Genomic DNA, 23,587 nt, shown 5'->3' with positions numbered 1-23,587 from the left:
TAAGACGAATTCTTGTTGCGGGCTATTGTGAAGATGGATGCCTCCCTCGGCCACGAAGTCGCCATGGCGCCCCTCGCTGATCCGCAGGCGGCCGACCCCGCTTCCGTGCTCCTGGTCGAAGACATGCCGGCGCTGGCGCGGCTGTACATCGAGACCTTGGCCAAGGCCGGCATCGCCGTCGATCATGCCGAGACCGGGGCCGAGGCGCTCGCGGCGCTGGCGCATGGGCATTATGCGACCGTGCTGCTCGACCTGAACCTGCCCGACATGAACGGCATGGAGATCCTGCAGCATATCCGCGAGCAGCAGATCCCGGTGGCGACGATCGTCATCACCGCACATGGCTCGGTCAACATCGCGGTCGAGGCGATGCGGCTCGGCGCCTTCGACTTCCTGGTCAAGCCCTTCCCCGGCGACCGGCTGACGGTGACCGTCCGCAACACGCTGGAGCGGATGCGGCTGCAGCGCGAGGTCGAGGCCTGGCGCGAGGATCTCGGCCGCGACCGCTACTACGGCTTCATCGGCCGGTCGCTGGCGATGCAGGCGGTGTACCGGATCATCGATTCGGCGGCGGCATCGAAGGCCACGGTGTTCGTCACCGGCGAGAGCGGCACCGGCAAGGAGCTGTGTGCCGAGGCCGTGCACCGACGCAGCCCGCGGCGCGACCATCCTTTCGTCGCGCTGAACTGCGGCGCCATCCCGCGCGACCTGATGGAATCGGAGATCTTCGGCCATGTGAAGGGTGCCTTCACCGGCGCGGTGGCCGACCGCGAGGGCGCCGCGGTGCGGGCCGATGGCGGCACCCTGTTCCTGGACGAGATCTGCGAGCTGCCGGCGGAGCTGCAGACCAAGCTGCTGCGCTTCCTGCAGACCGGGCAGGTGACGGCGGTCGGCGGCAGCCGCGAGCGCAAGGTCGATCTGCGCATCGTCTGCGCCACCAACCGCGACCCGGCGGAAGAGGTGCGCCTCGGCCGGTTCCGCGAGGACCTGTACTACCGCCTGCTGGTGATCCCGGTGACCCTGCCGCCGCTGCGCGAGCGCGAGGACGACGTGCTGCTGATCGCCCACCAGTTCCTGCACGACTACGCGGCGGAGGAGGGCAAGAGCTTCAGCGATTTCGACCTCGAGGTGGCCGAGGACCTGCAGCGCTACGCCTGGCCGGGCAATGTCCGCCAACTGCAGAACGTGATCCGCAACATCGTGGTGCTGCACGACGGGCCGATGGTGACCCGGGCGATGTTGCCGTCGCCGGTGCGGACCCTGATCCCGGCGGCGCAGCCGAGCCGCCCGGCGGTCGAGTCGCCGCCGGCCGGCCCGAACGGCAAGGGATCGTCGGTCCGGCCGCTGTGGATGATCGAGAAGGATGCGATCGAGGACGCGATCACGGCCTGCGCCGGCAATGTGCCGCGCGCCGCGGCACTGCTCGGCATCAGCGCCTCGACGATCTACCGCAAGCGGCTGAACTGGGAGGCCGAGGGCCGCGGCTAGCTCCGCGGCTCCGGATAGACCAGGCGGAAGCGCTCGCAGAACACCGGCATGTCGAGCGCCGGCCGGCGTCCGATCTCGGTGCAGCGGCGGCCGAAATAGCGCCAATGCGCGTCGCGCCAGAAGGCGAGCGAGCGGTCGCCTTCGCCCTCGTCACGGGCGAAGTCGGCGTCGACTTGGTCGAAGGGCAGCACCCGCACCTCGACTGTCTGCAGCACGCAATGCGGCGTGCCGGCGAAGTCGGTGATCAGGCTGTGGCCGCCCGGCTTCGGCGTGCCGGCCTCGTCCGCATCCCAGACCAGCCCGGCGGTGGCGGTCTTGGTGCCGGCCAGCACCAGGTCCAGCAGTTCGCGCGCCAGCGCCTCGCTGTCGCCGAAATACCAGAGGTCGTAGCGCTCGGGCAGGCCGAGCTCCGGCCGGCTGCGGCGGAGATCCCGCCACCAGGAATCGGCGATGTCGGTCACGGTCGGCTCCTCCGGTGCGGGCCGCCCCCGGCGCTCAGGCGCGGCGCGGCACCGGCCGGCGACAGAACAGCTCGGTCGTATACAGCAGCAGCGCCACGGCGGGGAAGGCGAGGCCGATCCAGCTGACCAGCGACCAGCCGCCCGAGCTGAAGGTGCCGCTGGCGATGGCCGAGCCGACGGCGCCGCCGGCGAAGGCGCTGGCGACGTAGAGGCCGTTCATCCGGCCGCGCGCTTCCGGCGCCAGGGCGTAGATGGCGCGCTGGCCCAGCACCATGTTGGCCTGCACCCCGAAATCCAGGAGGATGCCGGCGGCGGCCAGCAGCACCACCGACCCGGCGGCGCCGCCGGCCCAGGCCATGACATAGGCAACGGCGACCGAGGCCAGGGCGCCGAAGGTGGCCGGCCGGGTCCAGCCGCGGTCGGCGATGCGCCCGGCCAGGGGCGCGGCCAGGGCGCCGGCGGCGCCGACCAGGGCGAAGACGGCGATGCCGGCCTGGCTGTAGCCGAAGCGCGCACTCGCCAGCTCCAGCGGCACCGCGGTCCAGAACAGGCTGAACCCGGCGAACAGCGCGGCCTGGTAGGCGGCGCGGCGCTGCAGGATCGGGGTATGGCGGAACAGGGTGGCCAGCGAGCGCAGCACCTGGCCGTAGCTCGGGCCCGGCGCCGGCCGGTACTGCGGCAGGCGCCAGGCCAGCACCGCCAGCAGGCCGGCCATCAGCAGGGTGGAGAGGAAGAAGATGGCGCGCCAGCCGAACAGCTCGGCCACCATGCTGGCGACCGGCCGGGCCAGCAGGATGCCCAGCAGCAGGCCGCTCATGATGTTGCCGACGACGCGGCCGCGGATCGCGTCGGGCGCCATATGCGCCGCCATCGGGATCAGGACCTGCGCCGCGACCGAGCTGAGACCGATCAGCAGCGCCGCGAACAGGAAGATCCCAGCGCTCGGCGCCAGGGCGGCGATCAGCAGCGCGACCACGGTGCCGGAGAGGGTCAGCACCACCAGCCGCCGGTTCTCGACCATGTCGGCCAGCGGCACCAGCAGGATCAGCCCGACGCCGTAGCCGATCTGGGTCAGGGTGACGACCAGGCTGGCGGCGACGGTGCCGAGCCCGACCGAGGGCGCGATCAGCGCGATCAGCGGCTGGGCGTAGTACAGGTTGGCGACGATGGCGCCGCAGGCGACCGCCATCAGGAACATCATCGCCGGCGTGATCGCCGGGACGGCAGGATGCGCGCGCTCGCCCATGGCGACGCCTCTCGGCAACGGAATCGGTCAGAGAAGGACCAGATATAGAACGACCGGCGCCGCTGCAGCGCACAAAAGTCCGGCATGGCAGCGTTGAGGCAGTGGCGCGGCTGCCGGGTCACGCAGCTAGGCGAGGTCGGTAAGGGCGAAATCGCTCCCCTTGTAGAGCAAGGGCACCCCGAGCGTCTTGGCGCAGGCATAGGCGTAGCAGTCGCCGAAATTGAGGTTCGCGACATGACCCACGGCCTTGCCGTAGGCTGCGCTGGCCTCGATCGCCCGCCGTCCGATCTCGGGTGAAATGACGATTTCCTGCGCATCGAGAGCCTCGACGAGGATATCCACGGCTCTTTGGGCCTGTCGCAAGAGTTCGGGAGACGGCTTCGTCGCTGCCTTCTGGCGCGCAAGAGCGATCGTGGCTTCGAACCTGACCAGAGGCGAGATGAAGAACGGGCCATCGAGACCGGACAGCCTCTTCTCGATCTCCTCATAACCGGGCTCGCGCCGCAGAAGCGCGACGATGACGGATGCATCGACGAACATCAGTTTTCGTCCCACATCTCGTCGGTGAAAGCCTTCATGTCGAAGTCGGGATCACCCGGCCCCATCGCGTCGGCAATGGCCTGCGCGGGTGCCAATCGCTCCTTGAGCGGCAAGGCTCGGCGTGCCGCCGCGAGTCGTGCTTGCAAAGCCTGGCGAACAGCATCGGTCTTGGTCTTCGCCTTGGTCAGCCGCCGGACTTCCTCCGCGAGGGCATCGACCTCCGGGTCTCGGATAAACAGTGCCATTGAGATATCTCCTAGCCGATATCTATATATCGCACCGTGATATCCCGCTAATCAAGGACCACTGCGTTCTCCGGCTATCCCAGCCGGGCCCGCAGCCGGCGCAGCAGCTTGGGCACGTCCGGCGGCTGCACGATGGCGCCGCGGATCAGGCTGTCGAAATGCTCGGACAGGGCGCGGATGTGCTCGGTCGAGTTGAACAGGAAATACATGCCGCCGAGATAGATCACCGCCCGCAGCGGCCCGAACACCGTCACCGGCACGGAATAGTGCTGCCGGCCGTCGTAGAAAAACCAGCGGAAGGTCGGGTACAGCTCCTCCACCAGCGCGATCATGTGGTCGAGCTGGCGGGCCCGGACCTCGTTGTCGAGGTCGTGCCAGATGCCCTCGCCGCGGGCGAAGCCCTCGATCGCCTGGATCGAGTTGCAGGCCTCCATGTCGGTCTCCGGCCGGCGCTGATAGGCCAGGCGGGCGGCCGCGGTCTCGATCCGCTGCTCCGGCCCCGCCCCGGCGAAATGCGCCAGCTCGTGCCGGATCACGTCGCGGTTCTTGAGGATGTCGGGCAGGGTGGTCGCGACGTGGCGGATCTTGTAGCCGATCGCCTCGCGGTGCCAGGCGATCAGCCGTTCGTCATCGGCCCATTGCGCGTCGCGCTCGATCGCCAGCCGCTCCGGCAGGATGTCGGCGGAGAGGGGACCGCGCTGGCTCAGGCCCAGCAGCCAGTCGATGCTGACCTGGCGGGCGGCGGCGATCGCCGCCAGGGTCTCGGCCCGCGGCAGCCGGTCATTCGCCGGCGACAGGATCTGCGACAGGGTGGACCGGTCCATCCCGGCCGCGGCGGCGAAGGCGCTACGGCTCTGGCCGGAGGCGGCGATGATCTCCTCCAGCCGGGCGCGGAAGGTCTCGATCATCTCGTGGCGGCATTGCGCCATTGCGGGGTTTCCGAAACAAATTGTGCGGTTTCGCAACAGTTTGGATGAGAGTACACCAACCGCGTTGTTTCGTGCGCATTATCGCATTGTCCGACATGACCGTTTCACGACAGCCTTGATCCGAGGAGATGGATCGATGGCAGACATGGTGAGACGGGCGAGCTTCGAAGGACCGACCTGGGCGGTGGCCGTCACGGTGTATTGCGGCTGGATAGCGCTGCTCTGGTTCCACGCGGCGCTGCCGGCGCCGCTGTTCATCGCCATCGGCGCGGTGCTGCTGGCCTGGTACGGGTCGCTGCAGCACGAGACCATCCACGGCCACCCGACCCGGTCGCGGCGGATCAACACGGCGATCGGCTGGCTGCCCCTGTCGCTGTGGCTGCCCTATGCCAGCTATCGCGACCTGCATCTGCACCATCACCGCGACGCTCACCTGACCTCGCCGGTCGAGGATCCCGAAAGCTACTACGTCACCGACGACCATTGGTCGGCGCTCAGCCCGGCCGGGCGGGCGGTGTTGCGCTTCAACCGCACCCTGCTGGGCCGCTTCCTGATCGGCCCGGCCCTGGCCTGGTACGGGCTGTGGGCGGAGGAGCTGCCCAAGCTGCGCCATGACCGCAAGGCACGCATCGTCTGGGCGGCGCATCTGGCCGGCGCCGCCGCCGTGCTGGCTGTGGTTACCATCGGATTCGGCATCTCGCCGATCCTCTATGTCGCCACCTGCTATGCCGGCACCGCGCTGTCGCTGCTGCGCTCCTTCGCCGAGCACCGCGCCGGGCCGGAAGGGCTGCGCACCGCGGTGGTGTCCTCCGGGCCGTTCTTCTCGCTGCTGTTCCTCAACAACAACCTGCATGTGGCGCATCACGCCCGGCCCGGCTTGGCCTGGTACCGGCTGCCGCGCTTCGCCGCCGCCAATGATTCCGCGGGCGTCGCCGCGCGCGGCGCCGGACTCTATCGCGGCTATGGCGAGATCGCCCGGCGCTACCTGTTCCGCCCGGTCGACGAGCCGGTGCATCCGGATTTCGACGCCGAGCGGCGCGCCCGGTGACAGTCGCGACCGTGCCGGGCACGGCCAGTCTGCCCCCGGCTGCGCCTGGCGCAGCCAGTCTCCCAATGTACGATCTGCCGGAGGTGCGCTGGGCCACCGATGCGCTCTGGTCGGCAGTCGCCGCGCGCCTGGCGGCCGTGGGCATCGCGGCGCCGCCGGCCCTGAGCCGCGGCCCGGCGGTGCACCAGCTGTGGGCCGACCCGGCGCTGCTGCTCAGCCAGACGTGCGGCAACCCCTATGTCCGGACCTACCGCGACCGGCTGCGGCTGGTGGCGACGCCCCGCTACGCCGCGCCGGGCTGCAACGGCCCGCGCTACCGCAGCGTGCTGGTGGTGCGCGCGGATGCGCCGGGCGACGGGCTGGCGAATTTCCGCGGCGCCGTCTGCGCCGTCAATGGCTGGGACAGCCTGTCCGGCTGGGTCGCGCTGGCCGCGGCGCTGTCGGAGCCGCAGTTCTTCCGCGCCGCTTTGGTCACCGGCGCCCATGCCGACAGCGTGGCGGCGGTGGCGGCGGGGGAGGCCGACATCGCCGCGATCGACTGCGTCACCTATGCGCTGCTGCACCGCCACCGGCCTGCCGCCACCGCCGGGCTGCGGGTGATCGGCCGGACCGCGCTCGCGCCGAGCCTGCCCATGGTGACGCGCCGGGACTGTGGATGACGGCACGGTCGAGGTCCTGCGGTCGGCCCTGCGCGATGCTCTGGCCGATCCGGCGCTGGCCGAGGCCCGCGCCGCGCTGCTGATCGAAGGCATCGAGATCCTGGGCGAGGCCGATTACGACGCGATCCCGCCCCAGCCGGTCAGCACTCCTCCGGCTTTCGCTCCGCCTCGCCGCTCCGCCACAGCTCCAGCGCCCTGACGGTCTCGGCCACCCGGGCCTTGGCCACCTTGGCCAGCTCCTGGGGGCGGCCCGGCCGGTTGCCGCCCTTGCCGCCGCCGAGCGATTCGGCCAGGTCGATCAGGGTGCGGGCACCGCAGATCGCGGCGCAGGAGCGCAGGGCATAGGCCTCCAGCGCCAGGGCCTCGCGGTCGCCGGCGCCGGCTGCGGCAGCAATCGCGTCGGCGCGGTCGCGCAGTTCCTCGAGCAGGTCTTCGACCATCGCTCGGCGGGCGGCGTCGTCGAACCCGGACAGGTTGCGCTCCAGCGCCGCCGGGTCGAACTGATATCGCGGACCGTTGCCGGCCATCCATGCCTCCACCACCCCCTTCTCATATCGCTTCGCACGGTCGTGAGTTCCAGGCGCGAAGCGGCGCGTCTTGCATTCCGGAACGGGCAGTCCATATTTCAGCCATGGTTTCCCATCCCGGCCGGCCCCGCGAATTCGACAAGGACACCGCGCTCGACGCGGCAATGGCCCTGTTCTGGCGTCAGGGCTACGAGGCGACGTCGCTGGACGATCTGACGCGGGCGATGGATCTCAGCCGCAGCAGCTTCTACGGCTGCTTCGGTTCGAAGCGCGACACGCTGCTGGCGGCGATCCAGCGCTATGGCGACCAGCGCTTCACCGAGCTGGAGACGCGGCTCGCGGCCGAGCCGGATTCCGGCCGCGCGCTGCGCTTTGCGGTCGCTGCCATTGCCAATGCCCACGGCACCCGCGACGGCTGCTTCCTGATCAACTGCACGGTCGAGCTGGCGCCGCACGACCCCGAGATCGAGGGGCTGAGCCGCCGGCACCTGGAGCGGCTGGAGGCCTTGCTGGCCGGGCTGCTGGCCCGCCGGTCCGGCGCCGAGGCCGGGGCGGAGACGGCGCGGGCGCGCAGCCTGCTGGCCATCGCAGTCGGCGCCTCGGTGATGCACAAGGCGGGCACCACGCCCGCCGCGATCGACGACCTCCTGGCCGCCGCCGAGCCGCTGATGCAATGAGGCCGACCGAATCCCCAATCCCGTCTTTCTGCCCAATTCTGGACCGATCGGTCCTTAAAAGGGTTCCCAACCGGAGCGACCAATGACTGTCCCGAAGCTGTTCACGCCGACCCGGATCGGCGACCTGGATCTGCCGAACCGGATCGTGATGGCACCGCTGACGCGCAACCGGGCGCAGCCCGACGGCGACGTGCCGCATGCGCTGAATGCCGAATACTACGCCCAGCGCGCCACGGCCGGCCTGCTGATCTCTGAAGGCACCCAGATCTCGCCAGAGGGCAAGGGCTATGCCTTCACCCCCGGCATCCACAGCCCGGAGCAGGTGGCCGGCTGGCGGCTGGTGACCGACGCCGTGCACAAGGCCGGCGGCCGGATCGCGGCCCAGCTCTGGCATGTCGGCCGGATCTCGCACACCGTGCTGCAGCCGGGCCGTGCGTCCCCGGTCGGCCCGTCGGCGATCACCGCCGAAAACAGCCGGGTCTATGATGGCGAAGGCTTCGTCCCGGTCTCGGCGCCGCGGGCGCTGGAGACGGCGGAGCTGCCGCGCATCGTCCGCGACTATGCCCAGGCCGCGCGCAACGCCCGCGAGGCCGGCTTCGACGCGGTCGAGATCCACGCCGCCAACGGCTATCTGCTGCACCAGTTCCTGGCCGATCGCACCAACAAGCGGACCGACGCCTATGGCGGCCCGATCGCCAACCGGGCGCGGCTGCTGCTCGAAGTGGCGGAGGCGGTGGCTGAGGTGTGGACGCCCGGCCGGGTCGGCGTCCGGCTGTCGCCCTTCTCCAGTTTCGGCGATATCGCCGACAGCGACCCGATGGCGACCTTCGGCCATGCGATCGAGGGGCTGAGCGGGCTCGGCCTCGGTTTCCTGCACCTGGTCGAAGGCCAGACCGGGGGCACCCGCGAGCTGCCGCCCGGCGCCGACCTCCAGGCCCTGCGCCGGCTGTTCAAGGGCAGCTACATCGGCAACAACGGCTATGACCGCGGCCTGGCGATCGACGCGGTGGAGAGCGGCCGCGCCGACCTCGTCGCCTTCGGCAAGCTGTTCATCGCCAACCCGGACCTGGTCGAGCGGCTGCGCCGGAATGCGCTGCTGAACCCGCCGGACCAGACCACCTTCTACGGCGGCGACACCCGCGGCTACACCGACTATCCGGCGTTGGAGCAGGCCGCTGCCTGATCGACCTATTGCCGGAGGATTGGGGGTCAGTTCACGCTGGAGGAATCATACTGCGTTGCCTCTCCCGCTTGCGGGAGAGGCCGGAGACGCGAAGCGGCTCCGGGTGGGGGTTCTTTGTTGAGGCCCGGGCCAGCCCTCACCCGGTCGTCCTACGGACGCCCGACCTCTCCCGCCAGGCGGGAGAGGTAATGCGAAGACGCCTAGCATCCTGCCGTTCTTCGGCCAGAGCGCACCGACGTGATTCAACCTGAATCTATTTGGCTCTAACCCGCCTTCGGCGCCGTCACCGCGGCGGCGTCGCGGGCGGTGTCGACGCCGAGGGTGAAGCCGGCATAGAAGCCGATGCCGAGGCCGAAGATCAGGGCCCAGACGGCGAACCAGCGCATCCCGCGCAGGCGCTGCTGCAGCTTGTCGGTCTCGCTCATCGGCATTCTCACAATGGCTCGGCCGATAGTTCGGCCAGATCTTCGTCATCGGCGGTCTGCATCGCCCACAGCCGGGCGTACAGGCCGCCGCTGGCGATCAGCTCGGCATGGCTGCCGACCTCGGCCACGCGGCCGTGGTCCAGCACATAGATCAGGTCGGCGTTGCGCACTGTCGACAGCCGGTGCGCGATCATCAGCGTGGTGCGCCCGGCCATCAGCTGGGTCAGCGCCGCCTGCACCTGCCGCTCGCTCTCGGTGTCCAGCGCCGAGGTCGCCTCGTCCAGCAGCAGGATCGGCGCGTTCTTCAGCATCGCCCGGGCGATCGACAGGCGCTGGCGCTGCCCGCCCGACAGCTTCACTCCCTGCTCTCCGACCGTGGTGTCGTAGCCCTTGGGCAGGCGTTGGATGAACTCGTGCGCCGCCGCCGCCCTGGCCGCGGCCTCGACCTCCTCCTGCGTCGCCTTGGGGCGGGAATAGGCGATGTTGGCGCGCACCGTATCGTCGAACAGGGTCACTTCCTGGCTGACCAGCGCCATGTGGTCGCGCAGCGAATGCAGGGTCAGGCCGCGGACGTCGTGGCCGTCGATCGCGACCGTGCCCTGGGTCGCGTCGTAGAAGCGCGGGATCAGGTTCAGGATGGTCGACTTGCCGGCGCCGGACGGCCCGACCAGCGCCGCGGTCTTGCCGGCCGGCACCTCGAGCGTGACCCCGCGCAGCGCCGGGATCTTCGCGCCGTAGGAGAACTGCACGTCGGTCAGGGTGATGCGGCCCTGGCACTGCGCCAGCGCCATCGCGTCCGGCGCGTCACGGATCGTCGGCACCGCATCGATCGTCTCGAACACCCGCTCGGCCGCGGCGAAGCCAGAGGACAGGGTGTTGTGCAGGTTGGCCAGCCGCCGCAGCGGGTCGTAGACCATCAGCAGCGCGGCGATGAAGGCGAAGAACGAGCCGGTGGTGCGCGAGCCGGAGACGACCTCGTTGCCGCCATAGAGAATGACGATGACGATGGCCACGCCCGACAGGATCTCCAGGATCGGGCTGGTGGCCGAGCTGATCCGCATCGCCTTCTGTCGCAGCCGCGAGACCTCGTTGATGATCTTGGCGGCGCGGCCGGTCTCGCGCTCCTCGGCGTTGTAGGCCTTGACGTGGCGGATGCCCTGGAAGACCTGGCCGAGATGGTTGTTCAGCGAGCCGTACTGGGTGAAGGTCTTGCCGGTGATCTTGCGGATGCGCTTGCCGATCTGCAGCACCGGGATCACGGTCAGCGGGAAGATGATGAAGGTGACCGCCGCCAGCTCCAGGTCGGTGTAGAACATCACCCCGACCAGCGCGATCAGCGACAGCAGGTCCCGGCCGATGCCGGTGATGCCGGTCGCCACCGCGCCGTACATCGACTGCACGTCGTTGGTGAAATGGCTGACCATCCGGCCCGAGGTGGTTTCGTGGAAGGTCGCCAGGTCGGCCCGCACCCGGTTGCGGAACATCCGCACCTGCAGCTCGGCGATGATCAGCCGGCCGACATTGTTCAGGATCACGCCCTGGGCATAGCCGGCGACGCCCTTGACCACGAAGATCGCCAGCACCGCGATCGCCAGCGGCCACAGCCAGGTGGCGTCGCGGTCGGTGAAGATCTTCTCGATCACCGGCTTCATCACATAGGCCGAGGCCCCGGTCGAGACCGCGGTCAGCGCCATGCAGAACAGCGCCATCGCCACCTTCGGCCAATGCGGCCGGATGTAGTTGCGCAGCAGCCGCTGCGCGATCTCGCGGTCGCTCACATGCCGCGGCTGCGGCTTCCTGTCCTTGCGCTTGGCCAAGGTGATCCGGGATCTGGTGTCGGGCGCGCCGTTAAACCACGGCCCCGGCTTCGCTTCAACCTTGCGGCCCGTTCCGCTCACCGGCACCATCATGCGATAAGGCCGCGCTGCGGCCCGAGAAAGATCGCGGGGAGACCGAAATGACGGAGGCGCTCGCCTCGGACCGCCCGAATGCCTGGGCCAAGCTGTACCCGCCCAAGATCGACTGGAGCCGGCCGATCGAGCCGCGGCCGCTCTACGCCATCCTCGACGACGCGGTGGCGAAGTTTGCCGACCGACCCTGTTCCACCTTCATGGACAAGACCCTCAGCTACCGCCAGGTCGGCGACCTGGTGGCCCGCGCCGCCAAGGGGTTCCAGGCCGCCGGGATCGGCAAGGGCGACCGGGTCGGTCTGTTCCTGCCGAACTGCCCCTATTACGTGATCTGCTATTTCGCGCTGCTGAAATGCGGCGCCGTGGTGGTCAACTACAATCCGCTCTATGCCGAGCGCGAGCTGATCACCAAGATCGACGACAGCGGCACCGAGCTGATGGTGACGCTGGACCTGGCGCAGTTGCATGGCAAGCTGCTGCCGCTGGTCGGCCGCACGGTGCTGAAGCGGATCCTGGTCTGCCCGATGGCGGGCGTCCTGCCCTTCCCCAAGAACCTGCTGTTCCCGATCGTCAAGCGGCGCGAAGTGGCGAAGGTGCCGAAGGATGGCCGCCACCTGCGCTGGGCCGACCTGGTGCGCAATGACGGCCGCTTCGCCCCGGTCGCGATCGCGCCGGAGGAAGACCTGGCGGTGCTGCAATACACCGGCGGCACCACCGGCACGCCCAAGGGGGCGATGCTGACCCACGCCAATCTCTACGCCAATACGGTGCAGGCCGGCTGCTGGTTCGAGGGCATGACCCCGGGCCAGGACCGGATGCTGGCCGTGCTGCCCTTCTTCCACGTCTTCGCCATGACCGTGGCGATGAACCTGGCGATCTGGGCGGGGGCGGAGATCGTCATGCTGCCGCGCTTCGAGCTCGAGACCGTCATGAAGACGATCCATGAGAAGAAGCCGACGTTGTTCCCGGCGGTGCCGACCATCTACACCGCGATCGCCAACTTCCCCGAGCGCGCCAAATACGACCTGTCCTCGGTGAAGCGCTGCATCTCGGGCGGGGCGCCGCTGCCGGTCGAGGTCAAGCACGCCTTCGAGGCGGCGACCGGCTGCAAGCTGGTCGAGGGCTACGGCCTGACCGAAGCCTCGCCGATCGCCACCTGCAACCCGCTGTTCGGCGTCAACAAGGAAGGATCGATCGGCATCCCGCTGCCGCAGACCGCGATCGAGATCGTGTCGCTGGACGACCGCATCACGGTGATGCCGACCGGCGAGCGCGGCGAGGTCTGCATCCGCGGGCCGCAGGTGATGAAGGGCTATTGGCATCGCCCGGAGGACACGGCCGAGGTGCTGCGCAACGGCCGCCTGCACACCGGCGATGTCGGCGTCATGGACGAGGACGGCTACACCTTCATCGTCGACCGGATCAAGGACATGATCCTGTGCTCCGGCTTCAACGTCTATCCGCGCAATGTCGAGGAGGCGATCTACCTGCATCCGGCGATCGAGGAATGCATCGTCGCCGGCCTGCCGGACCCGTATCGCGGCCAGACGGTGAAGGCCTACATCAAGCTGCGCGTCGGGCAGAGCCTGACCGCCGACGGTCTGGTCGAGTTCCTCAAGGACAAGCTGTCGCCGATCGAGATGCCGAAGCTGATCGAGTTCCGCGACAAGCCGCTGCCCAAGACCCTGATCGGCAAGTTGTCGCGCAAGACCGTGCTGGAGGAGGAGGCGGCCAAGGCAGCCGCGGCCAAGCCGGAGGCGCGCACCGGCACCTGAGCGCCTGCGATATTGACCCGGATCTCCGGTCGCGTTAGTTTCCGTTTACGTAAACGGCATGCCGCAACGCGGTCGGAGGCACGCCATGGAGGCGGATACCAGGGAGAAGGCGGAGGTCGAGCGCAGCTACTCGATCGGCGATCTCGCCGCGGCGTTCGACATCACCCCGCGCAGCATCCGGTTTTATGAAGACGAGGGCCTGCTGTCGCCCGAACGGGCCGGGCTGACCCGCATCTACAGCCATCGCGACCGGGCCCGGCTGGCGCTGATCTGCCGCGGCAAGCGGCTCGGCTTCTCCCTGGCCGAGATCAGGGAGTTCCTCGACCTCTATGACCGCGAGCACGGCCAGGTCGGGCAGATGTCCTTCTTCCTCGGCCGCGCCCGGGCCCGGCGCGCCGCCCTCGAGACGCAGCTGGTCGACGTGCAGCAGACGATCGAGGATCTGAAGGGCATCGAGGACGAGATCGTCACCTTCCTGAAGCGGGAAGGCGCGCTGCCGGAAGGCTGAGCCGCCCACCCAATCCGCGGGCGCGGCCCGCGACAAGAAACTCTGAGGAGCCTGACATGGACAAGAGCGTCGTCATCGCCGGGTTCAAGCGGTCGCCGCATCACTTCGCCAACAAGGGCGACCTGCGCCGGGTCCGGCCCGACGACCTGGTCGCCGACGTGATCAAGGCGCTGGTGGCCGAGACCAAGGTCGACCCCGAGGCGATCGAGGACCTGATCCTCGGCTGCGCCTTCCCGGAGGGCGAGCAGGGCTTCAACATGGCCCGCATGGTCGTGTTCCTGGCCGGGCTGCCGCAGTCGGTCGGCGGCGTGACGGTCAACCGCTACTGCGGCTCGTCGATGCAGGCGATCCATCAGGCGGCAGGCGCCATCCAGCTGGGCGCGGGCGAGGCGTTCCTGTGCGCCGGGGTCGAGAGCATGACCCGGGTGCCGATGATGGGCTTCAACCCGGCGCCGAACCCGAAGCTGGCGGCCGAGATGCCGGGCGCCTATTTCAACATGGGCGTGACCGCCGAGAACCTGGCGGTGAAGTACCAGATCACCCGCGAGAGCCAGCAGGACTTCGCCATCCGCTCGCAGCAGCGCGCGGCCAAGGCCTGGGCCGAGGGCCGCTTCGCCGGCGAGATCGTGCCGATCGCGACCCGGGACGGCACGGTCGAGCGCGACGGCACCATCCGCCCCGACACCAGCCAGGAAGGCCTGTCCGGGCTGAAGCCGGCCTTCGACCAGAACGGCACGGTGACCGCCGGCACCTCCAGCCCGCTGACCGACGGCGCCTCGGCGACGCTGGTGACCAGCGAGGCCTTCGCCAAGGCCGCCGGGCTGCCGATCCTGGCCCGCATCAGGTCGATCGCGGTGTCGGGCTGCGCGCCGGAGATCATGGGCATCGGCCCGGTCGGCGCCAGCCGCAAGGCGCTGCAGCGCGCCGGGCTGACGCTCAAGGACATCGACGTGGTGGAGCTGAACGAGGCCTTCGCCGCCCAGGCGCTGGCGGTCGGCCGCGACCTCGAGTTGGACTGGGACAAGACCAACATCGACGGCGGCGCCATCGCGCTCGGCCACCCGCTCGGCGCCTCGGGCGCCCGGATCACCGGCAAGGCGGCGTCGATCCTGAAGCGGGAGGGCGCCAGCCTCGCTCTCGCCACCATGTGCATCGGCGGCGGCCAGGGCATCGCCACCGTGCTCGAGGCCGCCTGACCCGACCCGACATGACGTCAGCGCCGCCCTTCATCCGCGGGTGAGGGGCAGGCCGCGACCAGGGAGCTGAGACATGGACATCAAGCAAGTCGCGGTGATCGGCGCCGGGGTGATGGGCAGCGGCATCGCGGCACATTTCGCCAATGCCGGCGTGCCGGTGCTGCTGCTCGACATCGTGCCGAAGGATGCCACGAACCGGAACGTGGTCGCCGAGGGCGCCCTGGCGCGCATGGCCAAGGCCGACCCGGCGCCCTTCATGTCGAAGGCGGCGGCGAAGCTGGTCACCCCCGGCAACACCGAGGACGACCTGGACAAGCTGGCCGGCTGCGACTGGATCGTCGAGGCGGTGCTGGAAGACCCGGCGGTCAAGCAGGACCTGTATGCCCGGATCGAAAAGGTGATGAAGCCGGGGGCGGCGGTCTCCTCCAACACCTCGACCATCCCGCTGGCGATCCTGACCGAGGGCCGGTCCGAGGCGTTCCGGCGCGGCTTCCTGATCACCCATTTCTTCAACCCGCCGCGCTACATGCGCCTGCTGGAGCTGGTCGTCGGGCCGGACACTGACCCGGCGCTGGTCGCCGGCATCCGCGGCTTCGCCGATCTCCGCCTCGGCAAGGGCGTGGTCGACTGCAAGGACACTCCCGGCTTCATCGCCAACCGGATCGGCACCTACTGGATTCAGGCGGCGGTCAACGGCGCCTTCGACCTCGGCCTGACGGTGGAGGAGGCGGATGCGGTGGTCGGCCGGCCGATGGGCGTGCCGAAGACCGGCGTGTTCGGGCTGATCGACCTGGTCGGGCTCGACCTGATGCCGCACATCGCCAAGAGCCTGCTGGCGACCCTGCCCAAGGACGACCCGTATCGCGAGATCTACCGGGTCGAGCCGGCGATCGAAAAACTGATCGCCGAGGGCTACACCGGCCGCAAGGGCAAGGGCGGCTTCTACCGTCTCAGCAAGGCCGCCGACGGCAGCCGGGTGAAGGAGAGTATCGACCTCCGGACCGGCGCCTGGGCGAAATCGGACAAGCCGAAGCTGGACGGCGTCGACGCGGCGCGCCAGGGCGGGCTGAAGGCGCTGGTCGCCTTCGACGACAAGACCGGCGAATACGCCGCCCGGGTGCTGGGCCAGACATTGTCCTACGCCGCCGGCCTGGTGCCGCAGATCGCCGACACGGTGGTCGCGGTCGATGAGGCGATGCGCCTTGGCTACAACTGGACCTACGGCCCGTTCGAGCTGATCGACCAGGTCGGCGCCGACTGGCTGATCGGCTGGCTGGAAAGCCAGGGCAAGCCGGTGCCGGCGCTGCTCAAGGCCGCGCAGGGCCGCAGCTTCTACCGCGTCCAGGACGGCAAGCTGCAATACCTCACCACCGGCGGCGACTATGCCGAGGCGGCGCGGCCGGACGGCGTGCTGCTGCTGGCCGACATCAAGCGCACCGCCAAGCCGATCGCCCGGAACGGGTCGGCGGCGCTGTGGGACATCGGCGACGGCGTCACCTGCTTCGAGTTCATCTCGAAGATGAACAGCCTCGACGACCAGACCATGGCCCTGCTGGCCGAGGCGATCCGCATCACCGCGACCAAGTACAAGGCGATGGTGATCTACAACGAGGGCACCAACTTCTCGGTCGGCGCCAATCTCGGCCTCGCCCTGTTCGGCATCAACATCGCCTTGTGGCCGCAGATCGAGGCGCTGGTGAAGGGCGGGCAGGATGCCTACAAGGCGTTGAAATTCGCGCCGTTCCCGACCGTCGCCGCACCCTCCGGCATGGCGCTGGGCGGCGGCTGCGAGATCCTGCTGCATTCGAGCGCGATCCAGGCCCATGCCGAGACCTATTGCGGCTTGGTCGAGGTCGGCGTCGGGCTGATCCCCGGCTGGGGTGGGTGCAAGGAGATGCTGCTGCGCGCCTATGGCCAGCCGAAGCGTCCCGGCGGCCCGATGCCGCCGATCGGGCAGGTGTTCGAGACCATCGGCACGGCCAAGGTGGCGAAGTCGGCCTTCGAGGCGAAGGAGTTGCTGTATCTCCGCCCCGCCGACGGCATCACCATGAACCGCGACCGGCTGCTGGCCGATGCCAAGGCCCGCGCTTTGGCGCTGGCCGAGGGCTACCAGCCGCCGGAGCCGGCCGAGGAGATCCGCCTGCCGGGCCCGACCGCGCGGACCGCGCTGGCCCTGGCGGTCGCCGACCTGGCCCGCACCGGCAAGGCGATGCCCTATGACGTCGTCGTCTCCGACAAGCTGGCGAATGTCCTGTCCGGCGGCGACACCGACATCACCGAAAAGCTGACCGAGGACGATGTGCTGGCGCTGGAGCGCGAGGCGTTCACCGCGCTGGTCCGGGCCCCCGGCACTATCGCCCGGGTCGAGCACATGCTGGCCACCGGCAAGCCGCTGCGGAACTGAGAGGATCTGACGATGCCCAGCTACAAGGTCCCGCTCGACGACATCCGCTTCGTGCTGCACGAGCTCCTGGACGCCGGCCAGTTGGCCAAGCTGCCCGGCTATGAGGAGGCGACGCCCGACACGGTCGACGCCATCCTGGAGGAGGCGGCGCGCCTGGCCGAGAACGAGTTGGCGCCGCTGAACCAGTCCGGCGACGAGGAGGGCTGCCGCTTCGAGAACGGCGTCGTCTACACGCCGAAGGGCTTCAGGCAGGCGTACCGCACCTTCGCCGAGGGCGGCTGGACCGGCCTGTCCGCCGACCCGGCCTTCGGCGGCCAGGGCATGCCCAAGGCGGTGAACGTCGTGATCGAAGAGGTGCTGTCCTCCGCCAACATGTCCTTCGGCATGTATCCCGGCCTGTCGCAGGGCGCCTACAACGCGCTCGAGGTCTATGGCGACGAGCGGCAGAAGGCGACCTACCTGCCGAAGCTGGCGGACGGCACCTGGTCCGGCACCATGTGCCTGACCGAGCCGCATTGCGGCACCGATCTCGGCCTGATCCGCACCAAGGCGGAACCGGCGGCCGACGGCGCCTGGAGCATCACCGGCACCAAGATCTTCATCTCGGCGGGCGAGCACGACCTGACCGAGAACATCATCCACCTGGTGCTGGCCCGGCTGCCCGACGCCCCGCCGGGCATCAAGGGCATCAGCCTGTTCGTGGTGCCGAAATTCCTGCCGAAGGAGCAGGGCGGGGCGGTCGTCGCCGGGCCGCGCAACGGCATCGCCTGCGGCTCGATCGAGCACAAGATGGGCATCAAGGCGTCGTCCACCTGCGTGATGAATCTCGACGGCGCCACCGGCTGGCTGGTCGGCGAGAAGCACAAGGGCATGCGGGCGATGTTCGTGATGATGAACACCGCCCGGCTCGGCGTCGCCATGCAGGGGCTCGGCATCGCCGAGGTCGCCTACCAGAACGCGGTGACCTATGCGAAGGACCGGCTGCAGGGCCGTTCGCTGGCCGGCGCCCAGGCGCCGGACAAGCCGGCCGACCCGATCATCGTCCACCCCGACGTGCGCAAGAACCTGCTGACCGGCAAGGCCTTCGCCGAGGGCGCACGAGCGCTGGGCTACCTGGTCGGCATCAACATCGACCTCTACACCAAGCACCCCGACCCGGCGGTCCGGCAGAATGCCAACGATTTCGTGTCGCTGATGACGCCGATCCTCAAGGCCTACTTCACCGATATGGGGCTGGAGGTCGCGGTCCGGTCGCAGCAGGTGCTGGGCGGCCACGGCTACATCCGCGAATGGGGGATGGAGCAGTTCGTCCGCGACGCCCGCATCGCCCAGATCTACGAGGGCGCCAACGGCATCCAGGCGCTGGACCTGGTCGGCCGCAAGATGCCGCAGGATATGGGCCGGCTGCTGCGCAGCTTCTTCCACCCGGTCGACGCCTTCATCCGCGAGGAGGCGGAGGACGAGGCGATGCTGGAGTTCGTCGGCCCGCTGGCCAAGGCCTTCGGCAAGCTGCAGCAGGCCACCGCCTGGATCGCGCAGAAGGGGCTGAAGGACCCGGAGGAGGCCGGCGCCGCCTCGTCCGACTACCTCAAGCTGTTCGCCCTGGTGGCGCTGGGCTGGATGTGGGCGCGGATGGCGAAGGTGGCGCTGGAGAAGGCGCCGGAGGCCGGCGACCGCGCCGGCTTCTACGACGCCAAGCTGAAGACCGCGCGCTTCTTCATCCAGCGCATGCTGCCGGAGACCGGGTCGCTGTTCATCCAGATCATGGCCGGCAAGGCGCCGCTGATGGCGCTTGAGGCCGAGGCGTTCTGATCCGTTCGGGTGGGTGGTTCCGAGCCACCCCCTCACCCGAAATCGCTGCGCGATTTCGACCTCTCCCCAAGGAGAGGTGTATGGGTGCTGACCCTTCTCCCCCTCTCCTCGCAGCCCGTGTGAGAAGTGTGGGGATTTGCTTGAGGGGTCAGAGGGGACAGAAGATTTAGGTCGAGTGGGCCAGTCATGGCCCGGCGGGAGTGGGTTGGAGGGCGGCGAGGAGGAGTGGGACGCCGCGGGTGGTGATGGTTCGCTTGAGATTGAAGGCGAGAACCATGAGGGCGAGTTCGGCCTTGGCCTTGCGCCGGCCGCGGAGCAGGAAGCGTGGATAGCCCATCATCCATTTGATGATGCCGAAGGGGTGTTCGACGAGTTCGCGGCGGCGCTGCATCCAGCCGGGATCCTCGACGGCACGGCGGTGCATGGCCTCGCGGGCGTCTTCATGGAAGTGGCGGGTGACCTTGCGCCGTTTGCCCCTGGTGCATTGGACCTTGATGGCACAAGCGGCGCAGGCCGGAGTGGCATAGGTGTTCTTCTGCTCGGGTTGGGAGACCGAGACGAGGGTGAGGATCTCGCCGGCCGGGCAGGTCCAGCAGTCGCGGGCCGGGTCGTAGGTGAAGGCGTCGCGGGAGAACAGATCGGCGTTCTTGGGATTGACGACCGTCTGGCGCGGCACCACGGCGGTGATGCCGGCCTCGGCGCAGGCTTGGCCCTGGGTGCCGTTGGAATAGCCGGTGTCGGCGACCACGGTCAGGGTCTCGACCGCCAGGCTCTCCTTGGCCGCCTGGGCCATCGGCAGGAGCTGGGTCTGATCGTTGCAGTCCCGGGTCAGATCGAAGGCGGCGATCAGGCCGTGTTTGCCGTCGACCGCGCTCTGGGCGTTGTAGGCGACTTGATGGCCATGGCGGGCGGTCTTCATCAAGCGGGCGTCGGGCTCGCTGGTCACGGTCTGACTGAGCCCTGCCCCGGCCAGGGCCTTGGCCTGGGCCTGGACCGTGTCGCGCTTGGCCTGCAGCACCGCCAGGGCCCGGGCCACATCGGTCGGTCCGGCCTCCGTCGCCGCCTCCTGGCGGTCGGCTTCGTCCATCGCCGCCAGATACTCGGCGATCTTGGCGTCCAGCGCCGCCGCCCGCTTCTCCAGCAGCGCCGGCGTCAGCACCTTCTTGCGGCTGGCCACGGCCTCGATCTTGCTGCCGTCGATGGCGACCAGTTCACCGCCATACAGCGATTGCCCGCGGCAGAACTGCATGAAGGCGCGGCACACCCCGGTGATGGCCGCGACATGGTCGCGGCGGAAGTCGGCGATGGTCTTGAAGGCGGGGGTGATCCGGTTGACCAGCCAGTGCACTTCGAGGTTGCGCACGCATTCCCGCTCCAGCCGCCGGCTCGACCGCATCTGATTGAGGTAGCCGTAGATGTACAGCTTCAACAAATCGCCGGGATGGTACGGCGGCCTGCCCGTGCTCTCCGCCTCCACCTTGCCGAACTTCAGATCCCTCAGGTCCAGCGTGGCCACAAACGCGTCGATCACCCGCACCGGATGCTCGGCAGCGACGATCTCGTCCAGGCTCGGTGCCATCAGCAACCGCTGATACCGCGACTCCCCCGTCACATGAACCATCACCGCCACTCCGAATGTCTTGTCGAAGCAGTAGATCACACCGGACCGGCCTCTAGAATCCCCCGCCAGTGGGTTTCCACACGGGCTGTTGCGGGAGAGGGAGAGGCCCGGCCCGCTTGGGCCGGGAGGGTGAGGGGGCGTTCACCCCGACGCAGGGAAGGGCACGCCCCATGAACCTCTATCTCCGCCTCATCCGGGTCGTGGTCGCGGCGCTGCTCGGCCGCCGGATCGGCCTGCTCGACGAAAGGGTGGTGCGCTTCCGGGTCTGGCCGAATGACCTCGATTTCAACCTGCACATGAACAACGGCCGGTACCTGACGGTGATGGATCTCGGCCGCACCGACCTGATGGTGCGGGTCGGGCTGGTCGGCCTGCTGTGGCCCCGGCGCTGGGCGCCGGTGCTGGGCGGGGCGACCATCCGCTACCGCCGCTCGCTTGCCGCCTTCGCCGGCTACCGGCTGCGCAGCCGGCTGCTCGGCTGGGACGAGAAGTGGCTGTATCTCGACCAAAGCTTCGAGGATGCCGGCGGCGCCGTCGCTGCCCATGCCGTGGTCAAGGCCGTGTTCCGCCGCCACGGCGGCACGGTGCCGACGGCGGAGATCGCCGCCGCCTTCGGCTGGCAGGGTCCCTCGCCCGCGCTGCCGGCCTATGTCCAGGCCTTGCGCGACGGCGAGGAGGCGATGCGCGAGGGGCTGCGGGACGGCCCCCGCGCCGCCTGATCTTCGCCTTGCTCCCGCCGCGACGCCGCGCCAGTCTGGCGCCGACTCCGACGGGGGAGGGATGGATGAGGTTCCTGGCAGGCCTGGTCGTCGCCGCAGCGCTGGCAACCCTGTCCGTATCTCCCGCCGCGGCGGCCGGATCGCCGGACTCCAAGGCGCTGGCGGAGGCCATCTCCGCGATCTACGTGCCGCTCGGTTTGGCGCGCGGCGTGGTCGCCAGCTGCGATCGAATCGACGCCCCCGGCGCCGCGGCCCATGCGGCGGCGCTGAGGGCCTGGCGCGAGGCGAACGACGCCGACGGGCTGGAGCGGCTGGTGGAGCGGGTCATGGCGCAGAACGACGCTGTCGCCAAGGCCCGATCGAAGCTCGACGCCGCGCTCCAATCACAGGCCGACGCTCTGGTGCAGAAGATGCCGCTCGCCTGCGGCGCCCTGCCGACGGTGTTCGGCGGGACGACCTTCGCCCTCGCCGCCAAGGCCGGACCGGCACGCGGCGTGCTGGAGGCCTTCCTCGGCCCGGCACCGAGGCCGAAGACCCTCTATTCCGCCGGCCAGCTTTCGGCCCTGGCGGCGGAGGCCTGGCGCCAGGCGCCGCAGGACAGGGACGAGACCGACCAGACCGACTGGGTCTCCACCGTGCTCGGCCGGATCGGGCTGATCGCCGTGTCCGGCCGGGTGGTGGATGATGACGAGCTGCAGCAATGGACGGTCGACCAGCAATCGCTGTGGAAAGTCAGCTGCGAGTTCGCCGACGATGCCGAGGAATCGCTGTTCGGCCGCGAGATCGGCCGCGACGTCGTCGTCTCGGGCCGGATCGACCGGGTCTACAACTTCAACCTGATCAAGCTGGACGACTGCCGTCTGCTCGACGAGTCCGGCGGCATCTCCAAGGCGAACATCCCGGAAGAGACGGGACTGACGCCGAAGCCGAAGTCGCTGTACTCGATCGCCCAGCTCTCGGTCATCGCGAAGGAGCTGTTCCGGCGCACGCCCGGCGCGAAGGACGACGACAAAGCCGAGGCCGTCACCGCGGCGATGCGGACGCTCGGGCCGATCGTCCTCGCCGGCCGCTCCGATGGCGACGACCGGCTGCAGCAATGGCTGCCGGAGCAGCGCTCGATCTGGAGCGCCAGCTGCGAATTCGCCGACGATGCCGAGGAGAAGCGTTTCGAGCAGGCGAAGGACAAAGATGTCACCGTCGTCGCCCGGATCAGCAAGGTCTATGCGTTCGAGGTGTTCAAGCTGGCCGACTGCCGGCTGCTGGACGACCCGTCGCGGGTCGCCCGCTCCGACCTGCCGGAGGCCGGCGGGCTGGAATACCGGCCGCCGGATGCGGCGGAGGTGAATGCCGGGCCGGACAAGGGGCTCCCGGCCGACCAGATCGAGGCGGTGCTGTTCCGCGAGCAGTTCCAGGTCGGCATGAACCCGACCGGCGGCACGTTCACCGATCGCAACGACGAGAGCTTCCTGCTGCTGAAGGACGGCACCGCCTATCGCTACGAGTTTGACTATCCGCCGACCGATCTCGACGTCGATCAGGTTCGCCGCCGTGCGCCGCAGGACTGGTCGCGCTGGGAGCGGCCGGGCGACAAATACGCGATGTCCGCGGCGGCGGGGGAGAAGGCGGACCTGCCCAGCTTCACGGTGCTGAAGCCGTTCCCGCCCGACGCCCGGCTGGACCGCAGCTACTATTATCTGAACGTGTTCCAAGGCGGCGTCACCCGGCGCATCGACCTCGTCTTCCGTCCCGACGGCACCTTCGAGCGCCACCAGGGCGGCAGCTTCTTCATGCAGAGCATGGCAGGGACGGGACCGGACGGCGGCTCGGTCGGCGTCGCGGGGGGTGGTTTCGCTGCCGTCACGAACGAGAGCGGCTTCTCGGCCATGGGCGCGCTGAAGTCGCGGGATTCGGCCGGGCGCTACCGCCTCGACGGCTACACGCTGGAGCTCAGGGCCGATGACGGCACGGTGACCCGGCTGAGCGTCGGCGTTCCCGGCGACGATCTCAAGGCGCCGGACACGCTCAACATCGGCGGGACGAGCTACTGGGATACGGAGGAGGAGAAGTAGGGCAGGGGAGGGGCCGTTCTCGTCCCCTTATTGTCATGCCCGGGCTTGACCCGGGCATCCAGGAAATCTCGATGCCGCTCCGGGTGGCCCCTGGATTGCCGGGTCAGCCCGGCAATGACAGAAAAGGGAAGAGGGATCGAGCCTG

Annotated in this window: 21 protein-coding genes; 12 read left to right on the top strand and 9 right to left on the bottom strand. The window is 69.2% G+C overall.

Features of this window, described 5'->3' with window-relative positions; translation table 11 throughout:
- Positions 1 to 63: 63 nt before the first annotated feature.
- Positions 64 to 1,488 (top strand): sigma-54-dependent transcriptional regulator, encoded by a 1,425-nt coding sequence (locus QFZ27_RS37195; protein ID WP_429231940.1) that lies wholly within the window; start codon positions 64 to 66, stop codon positions 1,486 to 1,488.
- Here QFZ27_RS37195 and QFZ27_RS37190 read toward each other — a convergent pair.
- The 5 genes from QFZ27_RS37190 to QFZ27_RS37170 form a co-directional block, all read right to left on the bottom strand.
- Complete coding sequence (locus QFZ27_RS37190; protein WP_429231938.1) at positions 1,485 to 1,949, bottom strand: ASCH domain-containing protein; 465 nt, start codon at positions 1,947 to 1,949, stop codon at positions 1,485 to 1,487. The two genes, QFZ27_RS37195 and QFZ27_RS37190, sit on opposite strands and share 4 nt — an antisense overlap.
- 34 nt (positions 1,950 to 1,983) lie before the next feature.
- On the bottom strand, positions 1,984 to 3,195 hold the full coding sequence (locus tag QFZ27_RS37185; RefSeq protein WP_429231936.1) for an MFS transporter: 1,212 nt from the start codon (positions 3,193 to 3,195) through the stop codon (positions 1,984 to 1,986).
- A gap of 126 nt (positions 3,196 to 3,321) precedes the next feature.
- Positions 3,322 to 3,735, bottom strand: coding sequence for a type II toxin-antitoxin system VapC family toxin (locus QFZ27_RS37180; protein WP_429231934.1), 414 nt, complete (start codon positions 3,733 to 3,735; stop codon positions 3,322 to 3,324).
- Positions 3,735 to 3,980 carry a type II toxin-antitoxin system VapB family antitoxin gene (locus tag QFZ27_RS37175; protein ID WP_429231932.1) on the bottom strand — a complete coding sequence of 82 codons (246 nt, stop codon included), beginning with the start codon at positions 3,978 to 3,980 and terminating at the stop codon, positions 3,735 to 3,737. Before QFZ27_RS37175 ends, QFZ27_RS37180 begins: the two co-directional genes overlap by 1 nt.
- A 74-nt stretch (positions 3,981 to 4,054) precedes the next feature.
- On the bottom strand, positions 4,055 to 4,909 hold the full coding sequence (locus QFZ27_RS37170) for a helix-turn-helix domain-containing protein (RefSeq protein ID WP_429231930.1): 855 nt from the start codon (positions 4,907 to 4,909) through the stop codon (positions 4,055 to 4,057).
- 136 nt (positions 4,910 to 5,045) lie between these two features.
- Between QFZ27_RS37170 and QFZ27_RS37165 the strand changes: the two genes are divergently transcribed.
- Positions 5,046 to 5,957: a fatty acid desaturase gene (locus QFZ27_RS37165; protein ID WP_429231928.1), complete on the top strand. Its 912-nt coding sequence runs from the start codon at positions 5,046 to 5,048 to the stop codon at positions 5,955 to 5,957.
- 65 nt (positions 5,958 to 6,022) lie between these two features.
- Positions 6,023 to 6,616 (top strand): phosphate/phosphite/phosphonate ABC transporter substrate-binding protein, encoded by a 594-nt coding sequence (locus QFZ27_RS37160; RefSeq protein WP_429231926.1) that lies wholly within the window; start codon positions 6,023 to 6,025, stop codon positions 6,614 to 6,616.
- A 140-nt stretch (positions 6,617 to 6,756) separates the two neighbouring features.
- Here QFZ27_RS37160 and QFZ27_RS37155 read toward each other — a convergent pair whose 3' ends face one another.
- Complete coding sequence (locus QFZ27_RS37155) at positions 6,757 to 7,143, bottom strand: Hpt domain-containing protein (RefSeq protein WP_429231924.1); 387 nt, start codon at positions 7,141 to 7,143, stop codon at positions 6,757 to 6,759.
- A gap of 104 nt (positions 7,144 to 7,247) precedes the next feature.
- On the opposite strand from QFZ27_RS37155, the gene QFZ27_RS37150 reads away from it, so the two are divergent.
- A complete protein-coding gene (locus tag QFZ27_RS37150; protein WP_429231922.1) occupies positions 7,248 to 7,820 on the top strand; it encodes a TetR/AcrR family transcriptional regulator in 573 nt (190 codons plus the stop codon).
- 82 nt (positions 7,821 to 7,902) lie between these two features.
- On the top strand, positions 7,903 to 9,003 hold the full coding sequence (locus tag QFZ27_RS37145; RefSeq protein WP_429231920.1) for an alkene reductase: 1,101 nt from the start codon (positions 7,903 to 7,905) through the stop codon (positions 9,001 to 9,003).
- A gap of 263 nt (positions 9,004 to 9,266) precedes the next feature.
- Here the strand turns inward: QFZ27_RS37145 and QFZ27_RS37140 are convergent, their stop codons facing one another.
- Entirely contained in the window at positions 9,267 to 9,428 is a 162-nt protein-coding gene (locus tag QFZ27_RS37140; protein WP_186002468.1) for a hypothetical protein, read from the bottom strand.
- Between the two features lie 8 nt (positions 9,429 to 9,436).
- Positions 9,437 to 11,326, bottom strand: coding sequence for an ABC transporter ATP-binding protein (locus QFZ27_RS37135; RefSeq protein ID WP_429231919.1), 1,890 nt, complete (start codon positions 11,324 to 11,326; stop codon positions 9,437 to 9,439).
- A 59-nt stretch (positions 11,327 to 11,385) separates the two neighbouring features.
- Here QFZ27_RS37135 and QFZ27_RS37130 point away from each other — a divergent pair, with 59 nt between their 5' ends.
- From QFZ27_RS37130 to QFZ27_RS37110, 5 genes are all read left to right on the top strand, one after another.
- Positions 11,386 to 13,113, top strand: a complete 1,728-nt coding sequence (locus tag QFZ27_RS37130) for a long-chain-fatty-acid--CoA ligase (RefSeq protein ID WP_429231917.1) — start codon at positions 11,386 to 11,388, stop codon at positions 13,111 to 13,113.
- An 85-nt stretch (positions 13,114 to 13,198) separates the two neighbouring features.
- Complete coding sequence (locus QFZ27_RS37125) at positions 13,199 to 13,621, top strand: MerR family transcriptional regulator (protein ID WP_429231916.1); 423 nt, start codon at positions 13,199 to 13,201, stop codon at positions 13,619 to 13,621.
- Between the two features lie 56 nt (positions 13,622 to 13,677).
- A complete protein-coding gene (locus QFZ27_RS37120) occupies positions 13,678 to 14,817 on the top strand; it encodes a thiolase family protein (protein WP_429231914.1) in 1,140 nt (379 codons plus the stop codon).
- Positions 14,818 to 14,890: 73 nt separating this feature from the next.
- Positions 14,891 to 17,221, top strand: a complete 2,331-nt coding sequence (locus QFZ27_RS37115; RefSeq protein ID WP_429231912.1) for a 3-hydroxyacyl-CoA dehydrogenase/enoyl-CoA hydratase family protein — start codon at positions 14,891 to 14,893, stop codon at positions 17,219 to 17,221.
- A 12-nt stretch (positions 17,222 to 17,233) separates the two neighbouring features.
- Positions 17,234 to 19,033, top strand: coding sequence for an acyl-CoA dehydrogenase C-terminal domain-containing protein (locus tag QFZ27_RS37110; protein WP_429231910.1), 1,800 nt, complete (start codon positions 17,234 to 17,236; stop codon positions 19,031 to 19,033).
- A 184-nt stretch (positions 19,034 to 19,217) separates the two neighbouring features.
- Here the strand turns inward: QFZ27_RS37110 and QFZ27_RS37105 are convergent, their stop codons facing one another.
- Positions 19,218 to 20,654 (bottom strand): IS1182 family transposase, encoded by a 1,437-nt coding sequence (locus QFZ27_RS37105; protein ID WP_429224230.1) that lies wholly within the window; start codon positions 20,652 to 20,654, stop codon positions 19,218 to 19,220.
- A 170-nt stretch (positions 20,655 to 20,824) separates the two neighbouring features.
- Between QFZ27_RS37105 and QFZ27_RS37100 the strand changes: the two genes are divergently transcribed.
- Both QFZ27_RS37100 and QFZ27_RS37095 read left to right on the top strand, forming a co-directional pair.
- Complete coding sequence (locus QFZ27_RS37100) at positions 20,825 to 21,373, top strand: thioesterase family protein (protein ID WP_429231908.1); 549 nt, start codon at positions 20,825 to 20,827, stop codon at positions 21,371 to 21,373.
- A gap of 65 nt (positions 21,374 to 21,438) precedes the next feature.
- Positions 21,439 to 23,442: a hypothetical protein gene (locus tag QFZ27_RS37095; protein ID WP_429231906.1), complete on the top strand. Its 2,004-nt coding sequence runs from the start codon at positions 21,439 to 21,441 to the stop codon at positions 23,440 to 23,442.
- Positions 23,443 to 23,587 lie beyond the last annotated feature (145 nt).

Source organism: Inquilinus ginsengisoli (assembly GCF_050434925.1).
Lineage (GTDB): Bacteria > Pseudomonadota > Alphaproteobacteria > DSM-16000 > Inquilinaceae > Inquilinus > Inquilinus ginsengisoli_B.
Note: the sequence above shows the minus strand (reverse complement) of the source record. Positions and strands in the feature narration are given on the sequence as shown.